General features: G+C 47.0%; 13 protein-coding genes. 5 read left to right on the top strand and 8 right to left on the bottom strand.

Translation table 11 applies throughout. The annotated features are described in order from the left end of the window. Positions 1–477: 477 nt before the first annotated feature. On the top strand, positions 478–2,400 hold the full coding sequence (yoaA, locus tag IEY09_RS07215; protein WP_188870447.1) for a DNA repair helicase YoaA: 1,923 nt from the start codon (positions 478–480) through the stop codon (positions 2,398–2,400). A gap of 231 nt (positions 2,401–2,631) precedes the next feature. On the opposite strand, the gene IEY09_RS07210 is transcribed toward yoaA, so the two are convergent. Next, positions 2,632–2,922 carry a cytochrome c3 family protein gene (locus IEY09_RS07210; protein ID WP_037417920.1) on the bottom strand — a complete coding sequence of 97 codons (291 nt, stop codon included), beginning with the start codon at positions 2,920–2,922 and terminating at the stop codon, positions 2,632–2,634. A 522-nt stretch (positions 2,923–3,444) separates the two neighbouring features. After that, on the bottom strand, positions 3,445–4,962 hold the full coding sequence (locus IEY09_RS07205) for a methyl-accepting chemotaxis protein (RefSeq protein WP_037427754.1): 1,518 nt from the start codon (positions 4,960–4,962) through the stop codon (positions 3,445–3,447). Between the two features lie 470 nt (positions 4,963–5,432). On the opposite strand from IEY09_RS07205, the gene IEY09_RS07200 reads away from it, so the two are divergent. From IEY09_RS07200 to lpxM, 4 genes are all read left to right on the top strand, one after another. Then, positions 5,433–6,302 carry a phenylalanine--tRNA ligase subunit alpha gene (locus IEY09_RS07200; protein WP_188870445.1) on the top strand — a complete coding sequence of 290 codons (870 nt, stop codon included), beginning with the start codon at positions 5,433–5,435 and terminating at the stop codon, positions 6,300–6,302. Positions 6,303–6,316: 14 nt separating this feature from the next. Further along, positions 6,317–8,704, top strand: coding sequence for a phenylalanine--tRNA ligase subunit beta (gene pheT, locus IEY09_RS07195; protein ID WP_188870443.1), 2,388 nt, complete (start codon positions 6,317–6,319; stop codon positions 8,702–8,704). Positions 8,705–8,707: 3 nt separating this feature from the next. Next, on the top strand, positions 8,708–9,004 hold the full coding sequence (gene ihfA / locus IEY09_RS07190) for an integration host factor subunit alpha (RefSeq protein ID WP_011622581.1): 297 nt from the start codon (positions 8,708–8,710) through the stop codon (positions 9,002–9,004). A 95-nt stretch (positions 9,005–9,099) separates the two neighbouring features. Continuing rightward, complete coding sequence (lpxM, locus tag IEY09_RS07185) at positions 9,100–10,038, top strand: lauroyl-Kdo(2)-lipid IV(A) myristoyltransferase (RefSeq protein WP_069455451.1); 939 nt, start codon at positions 9,100–9,102, stop codon at positions 10,036–10,038. 92 nt (positions 10,039–10,130) lie between these two features. On the opposite strand, the gene hypA is transcribed toward lpxM, so the two are convergent. From hypA to hypF, 6 genes are all read right to left on the bottom strand, one after another. Beyond that, entirely contained in the window at positions 10,131–10,487 is a 357-nt protein-coding gene (gene hypA, locus IEY09_RS07180; RefSeq protein ID WP_069455052.1) for a hydrogenase/urease nickel incorporation protein HypA, read from the bottom strand. Further along, positions 10,487–11,506: a hydrogenase expression/formation protein HypE gene (hypE, locus tag IEY09_RS07175; RefSeq protein ID WP_069455051.1), complete on the bottom strand. Its 1,020-nt coding sequence runs from the start codon at positions 11,504–11,506 to the stop codon at positions 10,487–10,489. The genes hypA and hypE overlap by 1 nt, the downstream gene beginning before the upstream one ends. Beyond that, positions 11,499–12,638, bottom strand: coding sequence for a hydrogenase formation protein HypD (gene hypD / locus IEY09_RS07170; RefSeq protein ID WP_069455050.1), 1,140 nt, complete (start codon positions 12,636–12,638; stop codon positions 11,499–11,501). Before hypD ends, hypE begins: the two co-directional genes overlap by 8 nt. A 62-nt stretch (positions 12,639–12,700) precedes the next feature. Next, positions 12,701–12,946 carry a HypC/HybG/HupF family hydrogenase formation chaperone gene (locus tag IEY09_RS07165; protein WP_037417941.1) on the bottom strand — a complete coding sequence of 82 codons (246 nt, stop codon included), beginning with the start codon at positions 12,944–12,946 and terminating at the stop codon, positions 12,701–12,703. Continuing rightward, a complete protein-coding gene (gene hypB, locus IEY09_RS07160) occupies positions 12,946–13,743 on the bottom strand; it encodes a hydrogenase nickel incorporation protein HypB (RefSeq protein ID WP_172590803.1) in 798 nt (265 codons plus the stop codon). Before hypB ends, IEY09_RS07165 begins: the two co-directional genes overlap by 1 nt. A gap of 230 nt (positions 13,744–13,973) precedes the next feature. Next, positions 13,974–16,403, bottom strand: a complete 2,430-nt coding sequence (gene hypF / locus IEY09_RS07155; protein ID WP_188870453.1) for a carbamoyltransferase HypF — start codon at positions 16,401–16,403, stop codon at positions 13,974–13,976. Positions 16,404–16,510 lie beyond the last annotated feature (107 nt).

Raw genomic sequence — 16,510 nt, 5'->3', positions numbered from 1 at the left:
AGCTTACGCGATGATTAGGGCTTTGAACAAACTTACTGGGCTAGGTATGCCTGAAACCCACTATGTAGCTTGATATTTGAACAATGATGAGAGTGTTGTTCGCTCACTCGATTTAGGAAACAAAGCCAGTCATTAGCACAATCATTAACGCAACTTAGCAGCTTATCACTTAGCAAACAATCGGGGAAAAGTTGAGTTAAGCCTTTGGTTGTTAAATCATTTAAACTACGCTACTCCATGTTTTAGCTCAAGAAGCTCGGCGCTAGATTAAAACTATTGGTATTATCAGGCGGGCTTAATTACACTGCGGCAGCAGCGTTATGCTTCTTAGCGAAGGCTAACGCCTTAACCCACAACCCGCTTTTTTGAATCGTTTTTATAGGAACTCGCTCGCCATTGACTCACTCTCGACGCTCAGCTCCGCGGCAAGCTAAACATCAGCAATCAAATCAGCAGTCGCTTGATGCTCCTCGTTCGATGAGCAGATTGACGAATGAGGTGCTGCGCGCTTTTGCCAACGATGGCGTGCTCGCTACGCATATTCAAGGGTTCAGTGCGCGTCAGAGTCAGGTTGATATGGCGCAAATCATCAGTGAAGCGATTGCGAGTAAGGGCAATGCACTGATCGAAGCGGGTACAGGGGTCGGTAAAACCTTCGCCTATTTAATTCCCGCTATGTTAAGTGGTAAGCAAGTGATTGTCAGTACTGGCAGTAAAAACTTGCAGGAACAATTGTTTTTAAAGGATTTACCCGCATTGACATCTATGCTTGGGATTGCGCCCAAGCTTGCGCTATTAAAAGGTCGCAATAACTATTTGTGTCAGTATCGGCTTGATAGGCAGATGCAGGAGGCCAGCCATATTGAAGCGCGATTATTGGACGATTTGCTCAAAGTCAACCAATGGGCGGGCATGAGTAAAGACGGCGATATTGGTGGCTTAACCTCAGTGCCTGAACATTCTCCTGCGCTTCCCTTAGTCGTCAGTACCAAAGAGACCTGTCTTGGCCAGCGCTGCGAATTTTATGATGCCTGTTTTACCCGCAAGGCGCGCAGCCGTGCCATGGATGCCAAAATTATCGTGGTGAACCACCATTTGTTTTTCGTCGATAGCGTTCTAAAAGACACTGGCTTTGCCGAGTTATTGCCCGATCCCGATGTGGTGATCTTCGATGAAGCGCATTTACTGCCGGATATCTGCGTCAGTTATTTTGGCCAGCAATCCTCGAGTCGCACTATTGATGACTACCTGCAAAAGTTATTGCAGATTTATCAAACTGAGCTCAGCGATACGGGGCAGATTGCCCAATTTTGTCAGCGTTGTTTAGCCAAATTGAGTGACTGGCATAATGGATTGTTTTCTATTGCCGAGTCGGATTGGCGTATGCTGCTTGGCAATAAGTCAATTGCGCTAGCATCATGGGATTTACTCGCAGAGTTAACCGCGCTGCAAAAACTCTTGCTCGCCCATGTGGGGCGCAGTGAGTTATTAGATGACATTGCCGTTAAACTGGCTGACCTTAACCATAAGCTCAATCAGTTTTTCCTATGTGACAATCCACAGGCTGCCTATAGTGTTGAATTTGGTAGCCGTTTTGTGATGCTACGGATTTCACCGATTAATATTGCCCGCGAATGTCAGCAGTTATTTGTGGCTAATACCAGTTGGATCTTTACCTCGGCGACCTTACAAGTGAACCGCAGCCTAGCGCATTTTGCCAAGGAGTTAGGGATCAGTGATGCCAAGGCGCATATTTTGGATAGCCCCTTTGATTATCCGCGTCAGGCGCTATTTTGTGTGCCAAGGCAACTGGGCAATGTGGCGAATCAGCAGCAGGCACTCAAACAGTTAGTCGATGTGTGTGTGAAAGCGATTGAGGCAGCGCAGGGGCGAACCTTTATTTTGTTTACCAGTCATAAAATGCTTGAGCAAACGGCGTTGGCATTGCGAACTCGGACTCAATATCCGTTGCTGGTGCAGGGCCAAGCGGGTAAACAGAGTTTGCTCACAAAGTTTCGCCAACTGGGCAATGCTGTATTACTTGGCACCAGCAGTTTTTGGGAGGGGGTAGATGTGCGTGGCAAGTTATTAAGCTGCGTGATTATTGATAAATTGCCGTTTGTCTCGCCCGATGAGCCGCTTTACCGTGCCCGCGCCGACAATATTAGCCGTCAGGGCGGCGATCCTTTTACTCAAGTGTCATTACCTCAGGCGATTATTGCGCTCAAACAAGGGGTTGGACGTTTGATCCGTGACGAAAAGGACTGCGGCGTATTAATCCTGTGTGATAATCGGATTGTGAATCGCGCCTACGGACAGGCATTTTTAAACTCCCTGCCGCCGATGGCGCGCACCCGTGATTTAGATAAAGCCTTGGCGTTCTTGAGAACGATACCTTGACACTCGTCTTATGGTTTACTTGGGATGCTTGAATTTTTTTTATTTTTATGGAATATGAGCGAAGTATTCAGTTGTTAGATATACATTAAGGCGATACAAACGGGGATAAAAAATGCCACCTGTGAGCAATAGATGGCAAACACCCTTGGAGGTGGGTCAAGTGGCATCCTGCCAAATGGTTCCATTCAAAACAAGTTATTCTTCGTCTTTTGGCTTTAGATTTTTAGTGAGTTAATGGCATGCTTTGCAGGCATCAGCAGGTGCTTTTTCTTCATGAGCGATATGGCAATTAGTGCATGTTAAAACACCATCATGCTTAGTATGAGCTTCACCTGCGAGTGTTTTCATTTCGCCATGGCATGATACACATTGCTCATTTTCAAAAACATAATCCGCAGAAGGTGTTTTATCCTTATGGCATGATTCACAGTCTGATCTTTCTGAATGGCTGTCGGCAAGTGATGCCGCCATTAAACTAGTAGAGAAACACAGTGCACACATGAGCATCATCTTTTTAAGCATGTTATTTTCCTTCTTTTATTGTGGGTTAAATTATCATTCTCAAGCCAGCAAATAAGCTCTTATTCGATCATAAAGAGCTAGTGGCGCAATATAAGCAATGTGCAAACATTGCTTTTTTAAATGTCTAATTAGTATTTCTCTTGAAACTTATACCGCTGTTTTATTATTAATGTGTACTGAAATACATTAGGGCTTAACAGAGTTTATTAAGCTTAAATTAATAGTTTTTTGAGATTTAACTTGGCTTCTTGAATGTATAATAGATTTTTAAGGTGACAAAACGTTGATCGTTATCAAAGGTGAATGGATGAATACTTTTTTAGTTTAAAAGTATGATCAAGATTTTATTGTGGGGGCGATAAATTCGATAATCCAAATCTAAATTTTAAAATTTAGATTTTATTTTAATTTATTTAGCAATTCTAAATTATAGAAATGAATTAATTAGGGATTAACCAGATTACGATTCGTTATTTAAGCAACAAGGGTGCTTGGGTCCCTTGTTGCTTAGCACTTCAACGATTAGATTTTTAAACCCACCATCAGCTGGTCCAATTGTCCCGCGGTGGCTTGCAACTCATCACAACCCGATACTGATTGGTTCGCCGATTGCTCGACATCGTGGGATTGATTGCGAATTTCCATCAGATTGGTCGCGATTTCGTTAGCTACGGCTGATTGTTCTTCCGCAGACGTGGCAATCAACACACTCATTTCGAACACGCGGCTGCTATGGTGGGCAATCGACTCGAGATCTTTACCCGTTTGCAGTACATGCTGTTTGCCTTCACTTGCTTGACTCACGGTGCGAGACATCACTTGAGTGAGGTTACGTGTGCCTTGTTGCAGCGATTCGATCATCGATTTAATTTCAACCGTTGCAGCTTGCGTGCGGCCAGCAAGGGTTCGTACCTCATCGGCCACTACCGCAAAACCGCGACCCTGTTCGCCGGCACGCGCCGCTTCAATCGCGGCATTGAGGGCGAGTAGGTTAGTTTGTTGCGAGATAGCATTAATGGTCGAAACCACCTCATCAATTTTACTGGCGTTGTCGTTTAAGGTATTGACCGCATTTGATGCAGCAGAAATCTCATCCGACAGCACATCAATTGCGCTTACTGTGGTTTCAATATCCTTAGAACCCGCATTGACCTGTTGATTCGCCTCTTGGGTTTCGGCGGAGGATTGCTCAGCGTTGCGCGCCACTTCTTTTACCGCAGCGGTCATTTCTTCCATCGCCGTGGCTAAGGAGTCGAGGTGCTGACGTTGATTGACCGCAAGGGCTTGTCCTTGCTGAGCCGTACTTCTAAAAGATGAAACCACTTCGCGGATCTTGCTGGTGGATTCTGCTATCTGCTTCACCAAGTTGTGCTGGCGCTCGACTAGCGTGTCGATACTGATAGCTAAGATGCTGAACTCATCTTTGACTTCGAAGAAGTTTAATCGGCCTGTCAAATCCCCAGACGCCGCGCGTTTAAGTGCCATGACTGTGGTGTAGAGTGCACCGCCAACGAAGGTAGAGATGTAGTAGCTAAACAGGAAGAGCACGAATAACAGTACAGCCATCAGGCTGTAGACTAAGATATTGTCATCGGCTAAAAGGGCGTTAAGTTGACGATCATCGACGGGAATGATGGTCAGCATATTTTGATCATTAACCGAGCTAACAGCCCGATTAGGTGAACTGCTGGTATCAATACCACCACCGCTGCGCGCAAGGGTTTGTGCGCGGCTATCAGCCTCAGAAACTGTAACAATCTGAACATTCTGTAAGCCTTGGCTCAGCTGATTAGGTAAATTTTGCCGTTCTTGCTCGGGTAGCTTGCTAGAAATCTGCGCGGCGAGTTGATTGATTTTCTGGGAAGTGTCTTGGAGCCCATGCAAATGGCTTTCAAGCAGGGTATCCCTAAACTGAGTATTTAAAAATACCGCTAATCCCACAATCATAAACATCGGAACTAGGGCGAGAATTGCAAATTTGGTTTTTAAGGTCATGTGGATAAGGTATTGATCTATCCAGCGAAATTTAACTTCTTTCATTAGCGCCTCGATAAATTGGGCTGTGACCAAATGGATATCGGTCGATTTGCCATAGACTTTATGTTTTTCTGCTTAGTAAGCTGTTGCTTGTATTATTGTTGTCCAATTGCGGCATTTTTGTTTGTTTTGCAGCAATTTTGGCAAGGTACAAACATAAGTTTACAGTTTAGTTACATGTGTCGCCAGTGGTTAGTGCGTGATCACGTGACTGCTGTAAAAATCGACAAATGTCTTTCCAAGGCGATCAACTTGGAAGGTTTGTTGGGATAACACATGAATTTGCATGATAAAAACCCCGAATAAGCCCTAGTAATATGCCGCTCGCTCGCGTAAAATTTCTCTCCTTTTATTTCGTTATAGCTAGCAAAGCGTCTGGCATTAACGCCCGATAACCTGAGCACCGAAATAGCCTGAAAGTTTGGCGCCCATAGCACTTGTTTATCAAGCGCGACTATGCAGTGGAAGAGAAAATGCAGCAGTTAACTGAGATCGTAGAACAAGCCTTAGTCATTATTGACCAGGCCAGTGATCTAAAAGCACTGGATGATATCCGTGTCGATTACCTAGGTAAGAAAGGTAAGATCACCGACATGATGAAAATGATGGGCAGCTTAAGTCCTGAAGAAAAACCCGCTTTTGGTCAGGCGGTCAATGATGCGAAACAGGCCATTCAACAGAAATTAACTGAGCGCATCGACGTCCTGAGAAGTGCAGAGCTAGAAGCCAAATTAATTGCCGAAAAGATTGATGTGACGCTACCTGGCCGCACTATCGAAATCGGCGGTTTACACCCAGTGACGCGCACCATTGAACGTATCGAAACCTTTTTTGGGGAATTAGGGTTTTCGGTAAAACAAGGCCCTGAAATCGAAGATGATTTCCATAACTTCGACGCCTTGAATATCTCTGAGCACCACCCAGCGCGTGCCGACCACGATACGTTTTATTTTAATCCTAAGCTGATGCTGCGTACCCAAACCTCGGGCGTGCAAATTCGTACAATGGAAACTGAAAAGCCGCCACTGCGGATTATTTCACCGGGTCGTGTGTATCGTAACGATTACGACCAAACTCACACACCAATGTTCCACCAAGTGGAAGGTTTGCTGGTCGATGAAAACGTTAACTTCGCCGAATTAAAAGGCGTGTTGCATTTAGAAGTGTTAGGCTGCGGTATGGTGCACCCAAATGTGCTGCGTAGCGTGGGCATCGATCCAGAAAAATACTCTGGTTTTGCTTTTGGTATGGGCGTTGAGCGTTTAACTATGCTGCGTTACGGCGTAAACGATCTACGTGCGTTTTTCGAAAACGACCTGCGTTTCCTGAAGCAATTTAAATAACGGAGCTGTATAGCATGAAATTTAGCGAATCTTGGCTTCGTGAGTGGGTCAATCCTGCTGTTAGCCGTGAAGCATTATCCCACCAGATCACTATGGCTGGCCTCGAAGTCGATGGCGTTGATGCCGTGGCTGCCGAGTTCAACGGCGTTGTGGTTGGTGAAGTGGTCGAATGTGGCCAGCACCCAGATGCAGACAAACTGCGCGTGACTAAAGTCAGTGTCGGCAGTGGCGAGCTTATCGATATCGTCTGCGGCGCACCAAACTGCCGTCAAGGCTTAAAAGTAGCCGTAGCAATGGTCGGTGCCGTACTGCCAGGCGATTTTAAAATTAAAAAGGCTAAGCTGCGTGGTATGCCTTCAGAAGGCATGCTGTGTTCATACAGCGAGCTGGGTATTGATATCGATAGCGATGGCATTATCGAACTGCCATTAGATGCGCCATTAGGCAAGGATTTACGCGAGTATCTCCAGCTTGATGATGCTGTGATTGAAGTGGATTTAACCGCTAACCGTGCCGATTGCTTAGGCATGGTAGGTTTGGCCCGTGAAGTTGGCGTGTTAAACCGTCAAGCGGTAACCGAGCCACAGTGGCAAGCCGTGACGCCAAGCACTGATGCCAAAGTGGCTATTAATGTCAAAGAAACCGCAGCTTGCCCACGCTATTTAGGCCGTGTGGTGAAAAATGTGAATGTAAAAGCGGCAACGCCTCTGTGGATGCAGGAAAAACTGCGTCGCAGTGGTATCCGCTCAATCGATCCTATCGTGGATATCACTAACTTTGTGTTGGTTGAATTCGGTCAACCTATGCACGCCTTCGACCTTGCCAAACTGACTGGCGATATCCAAGTGCGTTTAGGTAATGGTGAAGAGAAAATCACCCTGCTCGATGGCAGCGAAGTGACTATTCCAAACGACACTCTAGTGATTGCCGACGATGCGCGTCCATTAGCGCTTGCTGGTGTGTTTGGCGGTGAATATTCGGGTGTGAGCGACACTACCCAAGACATACTGCTTGAATGTGCGTTCTTCGCGCCGTTAGCGATTATGGGTAAATCACGCCGTTTAGGTTTGCATACCGATTCATCACACCGCTTCGAGCGTGGTGTTGACCCAGAGATGCAACACAAAGTCATGGACCGTGCGACTCGCTTAGTACTGGATATTTGTGGCGGTGAAGCTGGCCCTGTGGTTGAAGCTAAATCTGACGCTGACTTACCAAAACCTGTGCAAATCTTATTGCGTCGCAGCAAGTTAGATAAAATTCTCGGTCACCATGTTCCCGATAGCGACGTGGTTGAAATCCTCGAGCGTTTAGGTTTTAGCGTAGTCGCAGGTGAGGGGTGCTGGCAGGTTACGACCGCCACTTACCGCTTCGATATGGCGATTGAGGAAGACTTAATCGAAGAAGTGGCCCGTATCTACGGTTACAACAACATTCCAAACGTTGCGCCCGTGGCGTCACTGCGGATGTCAGACCATAAAGAAACCGACTTAAGCCTCAAGCGCGTACGTTCGCTGTTAGTGGCCCGTGGTTTCCAAGAAGCTGTGACTTACAGTTTCGTCGATCCTAAGCTGCAAAATCTGGTTCACCCAGGTGAGCAAGCCATGGTGTTACCGAACCCGATTTCTAGCGAAATGTCGGCCATGCGGTTGTCGATGTTCACTGGATTATTGACTGCGGTTGGCTACAACCAAAGTCGTCAACAGGGTCGCGTGAGACTTTTTGAAACTGGCCTGCGCTTTGTTCCTGATATTCATGCAGAATCCGGTGTAAGACAGCAAGCAATGCTCGGTTGCGTCATTACAGGGCTTCAAAATGACGAACATTGGTCAATGGAATCGAAAACCGTTGATTTTTTCGACCTTAAAGGTGATTTAGAAGCAATTATCGGCTTGACAGTTTCCGCATCAGAATTTAGCTTTAGAGTAGCGACGCATTCTGCTCTTCATCCAGGGCAATGTGCTGAAATATTGAGAAATGATCGAGTGATCGGTCATATAGGTGCTATCCATCCTAGTTTGGAGAAGCCTTTTGGACTCAATGGTAAAACCATCGTTTTTGAGTTGGAATTGGATGCTTTATTGCATACCAGTTTACCGCTAGCCCAAGCTGTATCTAAGTTCCCGGCTAATCGTCGTGACATCGCAGTAGTCGTAGATGAAAGTGTATCTGCAGGCGATGTAATGAAATTGATAAGAAAAGTTGGCGAAAATCAGTTGGTTGGCATAAACTTGTTCGATGTATACTTAGGTAAAGGTGTTGAGCCCGGCAAGAAGAGCTTGGCGATAGCACTTACATTACAAGACACTACTCGTACACTTGAGGAAAAAGAGATCGCTGAAACTGTAGATTCAGTTGTTTCTGCCCTGAAGACCGAGTTCAACGCATCGTTGAGGGATTAAAGTATGGCACTTACCAAAGCCGAAATGGCAGAACATCTTTTTGAAACACTCGGTATAAACAAGCGTGTAGCCAAAGAGATGGTTGAGTCGTTCTTTGAAGAAATTCGAGGCGCACTTGAAAGTGGTGAGCAGGTCAAGTTATCTGGCTTTGGCAACTTTGACCTTAGGGATAAGAATCAAAGACCGGGAAGGAACCCAAAAACAGGCGAGGATATCCCGATTTCCGCTCGCCGTGTCGTGACCTTCCGTCCCGGCCAGAAACTGAAAACTCGCGTAGAAGCTTCTAACGCGGGCAAGTAATTTTAGATGTTCGACAGTAAAGCCACTCCTTCGTGAGTGGCTTTACTATTTTCTTTTTATGGTGAATGACTTTTCCACTGTCTGAGGTGATTTCTTTGTCAAGACAGCCCAAACATTTTGACCGACGTTTTCAACTGGCGTTATTGCACCCTAAATATTGGGTTACTTGGTTGGCGATCGGTCTATTAGTGATTTTTGGGATCATGCCCGCGTGGCTGCGTGATCCTATTGCTAGAACCTTAGCCAAACTGGTGGCGCCTATTGCGAAAAAGCCGATAAGTATTGCCAGGGCGAACTTAAAGGCGTGTTTCCCTGAAAAATCCGCCGCAGAAATAGAAGCCTTAATTGATGACAACGTGCAGAACTTCGTATTAGTGCTGTTATCGCAAGGTGAGCTGTTGGTACGATCTAAGGCGCATTTACGCCGCCGTGTGAATCTGATGGGCTTTGAGCATGTACAAGCGGCACAAGCAGTTGGGCAGCCGGTGATATTTATCATGCCCCATGTGTGGCCTATTGATTATGCTGGGCTGAGGTTAAACCTCGACTTGCCTATGGTCACTATGGCAAAGGCCCATAAAAACGCCTTATTTAACTGGTTTAATAATCGGGTACGTAGCAGTTGTGGTGGCCACGTTTATATGCGAGAGGCCGGAATTCGCGCCTTATTAGCAGAGCTTAAGCAGAACAATAGCTTTTTCTACCTGCCCGATGAGGATTTAGGCCCAGATCAGAGTGTATTTACCCCGTTTTTAGGCACAGTCAAAGCGACATTACCCGTGGTTGGCCGATTAGCTCAGGCGGGAAATGCCCAAGTGCTGCCGGTGAAAATTGGTTATAACCAAGCTTCGCGCCAGTTTGATTTAACTGTGATGCCCGCCATTGCCGCCGAAGATATGGTCGGTAAGGAAAACGAGGCGTTAGCACTGAATAAAGCGGTTGAGCAAGTGATACTCGCTTATCCAGAGCAGTATATGTGGTTCCTAAGATTGCTAAAGACTCGCCCTGAAGGGCAAGCCTCAATTTATCAGTAAGCGTTTATCGTTTATTGTAAACCCGAATAAAAATGGCTTTTAGTGTGTAGACTTAAAGCCATTTTTATCACTGAAGCCGTGCTTGTAATCGATTAAATATCCTCTGCCTGCTCCATTTCGAGCTGCATCAGTAGCATATCTTCACCCTCTAATACCCGCGTATGATAACTGTTACAGGCGGGGCACACGATTGAACGCTCATCGAGCACCGACTCTTGTTGGCAATCTGCACATTTGATCACCAGTGGCTGTAGTGTCATGTAAAGCTCGGCTTCGCGGCAGATCCCATCGAGTTTAAAGGTCTCAAACGCCGTTTGAAGTAGGGAGGGTTCGACACCGCTCATCACGCCGAGTTTGATTGCTACCCGAGTAATTTTAGTTGCTTGATTTGCCCGTGCATGTTGTTCGCACTGTTCAATTAAGGCGCTTACTATAGAATACTCGTGCATTAACAAATCCTTGGTAGCAGTTCACCTTGAGGCAAGTCTAAGTAACGTTTGGTATTCCATGGCGTTCTTAAGATCACTTTTCCGGGTAATTCGTCGCTGACAGTGCCAATAATTGCCGCGCTTTCGCAGTGACCAAAACGTTGCATAATTTCCAACGCACCAAGGGCGATATCGTTGGGAACGGCCAAGATAAAGGTGCCTTCATTGGCTAAATCCATTGGCTCAAAGCCATAGAGTTCACATAAGCCTTTGACCTCATCACAAACTGGTATGCTCGCCTCATTGACTGTGATGCCGACATTGGCGGCAACGGCCCATTCATTTAATACGGCAGAGAGCCCGCCGCGGGTTGCATCGCGCATAGCATGGAGTGGAATATTAGCAGCGATCAATTGCTCTACGACTGGCCAGAGCGTGGCACAATCGCTTTGTAGCGTGGACTCGAGGGTAAGACCCTCACGCGCCATCAAAATAGCCGCGCCATGGCAGCCGACATCACGGGAGACAATAATCGCATCGCCGGGCGCGACATTGGCCGCCGAGATATTCGGACGTAAAATGCGCCCAATGCCTGATGTATTGATAAACAAGCCATCGGCGCAGCCCTTAGGTACTACTTTGGTATCGCCACAAACAATTCTAGCCCCACTTTGTTTCAGCTCTTTGGCCATACTGCGTACAATTGTGGTTAAGTCTTTGAGCGAAAAACCTTCTTCGATGATCACGCTACAGCTTAAATATTGAGGCTCAGCACCCATCATGGCGAGATCGTTAACAGTGCCAGCAATCGCCAGCTTACCGATATCACCACCGGCAAAAAACAACGGTGATACAGTGAAAGAGTCCGTCGTAAAGGCCGTCGCACCCTGTAATTCAAGTTTTGCGGCGTCTTCTTCGCTACGAAGAATGGGATTATCGAACTCGGCAAAAAACAGCTCGCGGATGAGTTTATTCATCTCTTTACCGCCACCACCGTGGCTGAGTTGAATCGCTTTCTCTTTGGTTGATACATCAGCCATGATGTTGCTCCTTGCTATCGGTACCTTGATAGCGGTAATAAGCATTACAAGCGCCTTCGGAGCTGACCATGCAGCTACCAAGAGGGGTTTCGGGATTGCAGCCGCGGCCAAAGACTTTGCAGTCCTTCGGTTTGGCTAGTCCACGTAGAATATCGCCGCACTGGCAAGCCTTATGATCATCAATCTCTTTGACGGGCAATCTGTCTTTAAAGCGCAGCTCTGCGTCCCTGTGGGCGTATTCATCCCTTAATTGCAGCGCCGAGTTGGGGATTGGTCCAAGCCCGCGCCAACGAAATTGCGGTCTGATCTGGAAAAACTGTTCAACTTTTGCCTGTGCGGCAAGATTACCTTGCTCAGATACAGCGCGACTGTATTGGATATCGAGTTCTGCCTTGCCTGCGGCCTTTTGACGCACGATACGCAGGATAGACTCCATAACATCCACGGGCTCAAAACCAGAGACCACTACCGGTGTGCCGTATTGCTCTACGGCCGGGCGATAGATTTTGGCGCCACTGATCACACTGACGTGTGCTGGGCCAATAAAGGCATTGACCCTCGCATTAGGATCGTGCATCACGGCATCAATTGCGGGTGGGACTAATACATGGTTGATATGAAAAAACAAATTCGCCAGCTTTTCCTGCTCGGCCAGTTGCAACAATATTGCCGTCATTGGGGTGGAAGTTTCAAATCCAATGGCGAAAAACACCACGGTTTTATTTGGATTATCACGGGCAATTTTGAGCGTGTCTAAAGGGTCATAGATAGGCCGAATATCACAGCCTTTGGCTCTGAAACTGGCAAGTGAACCTTGGGAGCCGGGGACGCGGATCATATCGCCTAGCGTCACTAAAATCACATCTTCCTGCTGGGCAAGCACTGCGGCTTGATCGATCCGCTCTTTAGGCATAATGCATACAGGGCAACCGGGGCCGTGGATAAACTCAATGTTATCCGGCAGCAAATCCAGTAAGCCGTATTTCATGATGGTGTGGGTATGGCCGCCACACACTTCCATAATGTTGATTTGTTGATCGAGTGAGTGAGCGACCTGGGCAATATCCTTTGCAAGCGAGGCAATGGTTTGGGGATCGCGAAAGCCTTGATAAAGTTGTTTTAATTCAAGCATGTTCAATCCTTGTCGCAGTGTATCGTCTGTGGTTTGTGATCGTTTACAACTGCGGCTGTTGCTTAATGCGTGGTTTCATTTTCAAGTTTTGCGACTATCTCTTGATATAATTCAAGGCTTTGCAGAGCATCATTGCGATCAATTTTATTCATCACAAAACCGATATGAATGAGCACATAATCACCAATAGCCAAGGGTTCAGTCATAAGATGGCTGCTGACATCGCGTCTTACGCCTAAGGTATCGACGGTTACAGATTGGCGCTCGTTATCAACTGCTACCACTTGTGAGGGGATTGATAGGCACATTATTGTGGCTCTCCCACAGTGTTTCGGCGCAGATTTTCATTTAGCCAAGCGGCAACGGCATGCATGGAATCGCCATTTTTAATTGAGACTTCGAGTATTTGAGTGTACGGATTGAGTTTTTTAAGCTGGGCTTTGGCCTCGTCGACACTAAAATCGAAGTAGGGTAATAGGTCACATTTTGTGATCAGAACCAGGTCAGCACGGCGGAACATTACTGGATATTTTTCAATCTTATCATCGCCTTCAGGAACGGAGAGCAGCACGATATTTTTATGGGTGCCCACATCATAACTGGCGGGGCAGACGAGGTTGCCCACGTTTTCCACAAAGCAAATATCTAACCCTTCCAGCGGCAAGTGATGCAAAGCACCATGCACCATAAAGGCGTCTAGGTGGCATGCACTGCCAGTTTGAATTTGATGGGCTGTAATGCCCTTTGCGATTAAACGGTCAGCATCACGGGAGGTCTCTAAATCGCCTTCAATAACGGCGTAATTAAGTTTTGTGTACTCTTTTAAGTGCTCAAGCAAGGTCGTTTTGCCGCTACCTGGGCTACTCATTAGATTGAAGGCGGTAATATGGTGAGCCTCGAAATGGGCACGGTTGTGGGCAGCTTCTACATCATTTTTATCGAGAATTTTATGGATCACCGACAAGGTTTTTTTATCGTTAAGCTGAGGATTGGTATGCAATTCCTGATGTTTATGGCTGTGTTCGTGGGAATGACCTGTATGGTGATCATGCCCTTGTTGAATCGCAGAGTGGCGGGGTAGAGAGCAGCCGCAGTCTTTACACATCTTGTCATTCTCCTTGTTCTCGTCACAGATTTGAGCTGTTGTCCGAACAATATGGTGATGCTATCGAATAGGGTTAATTTGATTACGCTAATGTTAAGTGTGATACAAATCCTTAAAGGAATCTTTGATGTTCGTCAGGTTATTAGGTCGTTTTGACCCTGATCAATCAGATTTTGGCCATTTGGTCACGGCGCATATCAAGCTCTACGCAGATCTGTCATAGCAGCGGTTTATTTGTGGTTTTTATCCATTGCCTCTTGATGAATTCCATACCAAAGCTGGCCAAGGGCGATACCGCCATCGTTAACGGGGATATGTTTGTTGGGGAGCACGGTATTGCCTTGGAGATGAAGTTTACTGAGGCAATATTCGAGCAGATATTGGTTTTGAAATACTCCGCCACATAGCGCAATCGGCAGTGATGGATAGCGCGCAGCATAACTACAAATAGCATCTCCAAGACTATGCAAAAACGCGCGGGCGATAATGCTTTGCCTGTGGGAGGAAAGTGGCGCCTCAGTGATGTGCACGATAAGCTGTTTAAACAGTTGGCTACTACACCAAACTTGCACTTGTTGCGGGTCATCCTCTGATGAACTCAGCGGTAAATTAAGGATAAGTGGCGGTAGATGTTGTTTATCGGCGCGTCTTGCTGCGGCTTCTATCAGCATGCCCGCTTGGCCTTCAAATTGTGTGGTGTCAATCAATCCTAAGGCGCAGGCGAGAGCATCAAATAATCGGCCAACTGATGAGCTTTTAATCGTATTGCCACTTTGCCAGATCCGGTGCAAATTGCTTAACGTTAAGGGGGGCAGGCTTTTTAGGATCGGTAACTCTAAGGTTTGTACCGCCGCTAAACTCATTTGTTCAAACAGCAGTGCCAGTAATAATCGCAGAGGCTGTTTTATTGCTTGCTCACCGCCGAGTAGGGAGATGGCTTCAAAATGGGCTAAGCGCTCTGCTTTGTCTAACCTGGTTAATAACACCTCACCGCCCCAGAGACTGCCATCATCGCCAAGACCGGTACCGTCAAAACTAAAGCCTAATACCGGATCTTGGTATTGATTGATGGCCATGACGCTAAGCACGTGGGCATGGTGATGTTGCACGCTTAAGGTTTGGATTGAACCAGAGGCTCCACTCTGTGTATCAAGGCTTTTTTGTTGCTGCGCTTCTGCCCAGCGCGATGGTGCGTAGTCTGGGTGCTTATCATGGACAATCAGCTCGGGACTGAAATGATACAGGCGCGCAAAGGTGCCTAAGGTGCGCTCGAAATACTGCTCGGCACTGACACTAAAAAGATCGCCAATATGCGGACTTAAAAATACATTTGCACCAAATCCGAAAGCGATAGCATTTTTTTGCTGTGCTCCCACGGCGAGGATTGAGCGTGTTAGTGGCGCAGTTAATGGAAAACTTAATGGCGCATAACCCCGCGCTAGACGCAGCACTTGTACCTGCGGCGTATTGCCATTTGGCTGTTGAATAAGTTGCACAACACTGTCATCACAGCCGTTGAGTATCGGTCGGTTATGATCGACGATAGCATCCACCACATGCCCAAGTTGGCTGATAAGCGCATCGCAATCGGTGATAATGGGCTCGCCCGACACATTGGCGCTGGTGGCCACTAGCGGGCCATTAAATTGGCTAAGCAGTAAGTGATGCAGTGGCGTATAAGGTAAAAATACGCCCAGCTTGGGGATATTAGGTGCGATTTCGGGGCTAAGGTCATGCTCATCCAACGCTTGCATCAATACGATGGGCCGTTCCGGCGAGCTTAAGGTTTGCCACTCCGCCTCCGTGCCCGTAACGTACTGTTTTGCCATTTCAATACTAGGCATCATTACCGCCAGCGGCTTCGCCTTACGCTGTTTTCGCTGCCGTAGTTGACTCACTGCGAAGCTGTTTCTCGCGTCACACATCAAGTGGAATCCACCGAGCCCTTTTATGGCGAGGATGTGTCCTTTTGCAAGCTTATCGGCCGCGGCGGCCAATACCGCCATGCTGTTGTTTTGCGAGTGGAGCAAGGGCGTCAATGCGATTAGCTCACCCTTAGGTGTTTTTAAACTCAGGTGTGGGCCACATTTTGGGCAACTGACTGGCTGAGCGTGGTATCTGCGATTTAATGGATCTTGATAGGCCTTGGCGCAATCGGGGCACATAGCGAAATCCGCCATGGCGGTATGATGGCGATCATAGGGTAAGGCATTGATAATCGTATATCTTGGGCCGCAATTGGTGCAATTAGTAAAGGCATAGCCAAAGTGGCGATCCTGTGGATTGCACATATCGTCGAGGCAATCCTGGCAGGTACTTTTGTCGGCCGACACGGCAACGAGTGCTGCTAAGCTAGGGTCTTTTGTGCCATCACTTTGGCTATCGCTTTGAACAATCTCGAAGCGTGTCTCCGCTAATTTTACCGCTAGCTGTCCATGGGTTATATGGTCGATACGTGCCAGTGGTGGCGGGTTAGTTGCTAACTCTTGGATAAAAATATCCAGTTTTGCGCTCGGTCCTTGCAGTTCTATCATCACGCCCTTGGCATTATTGAGTACTGTGCCAGTGAGTTGCAAATCGGTTGCCCAGCGGTAGACAAAAGGCCGAAAGCCCACGCCTTGTACTATGCCAGTGATATGCAGTTGGCGACGTTCAATCATATCCTGTTGGTTAGCGGATGAGGCTGCTTGTTTCAATTTCAGTCTTCTTTTAGGTTTGGCTGCAACATTAGAAGATAACAATCTATCCTCTAATGTTGCGATATCTC

Source organism: Shewanella xiamenensis, assembly GCF_014647135.1.
In the GTDB taxonomy this organism is placed as follows: Bacteria; Pseudomonadota; Gammaproteobacteria; order Enterobacterales; family Shewanellaceae; genus Shewanella; species Shewanella xiamenensis.
The sequence above is the reverse complement of the archived record's forward strand: the minus strand, read 5'-3'. Positions and strand labels throughout refer to the sequence as shown.

Bases quoted from the DNA above. Each gene is read 5' to 3' on its own strand.
- yoaA (WP_188870447.1), top strand. From the start codon at position 478: ATGAGCAGATTGACGAATGAGGTGCTGCGCGCTTTTGCCAACGATGGC.
- IEY09_RS07210 (WP_037417920.1), bottom strand. From the start codon at position 2,922: ATGCTTAAAAAGATGATGCTCATGTGTGCACTGTGTTTCTCTACTAGT.
- IEY09_RS07205 (WP_037427754.1), bottom strand. From the start codon at position 4,962: ATGAAAGAAGTTAAATTTCGCTGGATAGATCAATACCTTATCCACATG.
- IEY09_RS07200 (WP_188870445.1), top strand. From the start codon at position 5,433: ATGCAGCAGTTAACTGAGATCGTAGAACAAGCCTTAGTCATTATTGAC.
- pheT (WP_188870443.1), top strand. From the start codon at position 6,317: ATGAAATTTAGCGAATCTTGGCTTCGTGAGTGGGTCAATCCTGCTGTT.
- ihfA (WP_011622581.1), top strand. From the start codon at position 8,708: ATGGCACTTACCAAAGCCGAAATGGCAGAACATCTTTTTGAAACACTC.
- hypA (WP_069455052.1), bottom strand. From the start codon at position 10,487: ATGCACGAGTATTCTATAGTAAGCGCCTTAATTGAACAGTGCGAACAA.
- hypE (WP_069455051.1), bottom strand. From the start codon at position 11,506: ATGGCTGATGTATCAACCAAAGAGAAAGCGATTCAACTCAGCCACGGT.
- hypD (WP_069455050.1), bottom strand. From the start codon at position 12,638: ATGCTTGAATTAAAACAACTTTATCAAGGCTTTCGCGATCCCCAAACC.
- IEY09_RS07165 (WP_037417941.1), bottom strand. From the start codon at position 12,946: ATGTGCCTATCAATCCCCTCACAAGTGGTAGCAGTTGATAACGAGCGC.
- hypB (WP_172590803.1), bottom strand. From the start codon at position 13,743: ATGTGTAAAGACTGCGGCTGCTCTCTACCCCGCCACTCTGCGATTCAA.
- hypF (WP_188870453.1), bottom strand. From the start codon at position 16,403: ATGATTGAACGTCGCCAACTGCATATCACTGGCATAGTACAAGGCGTG.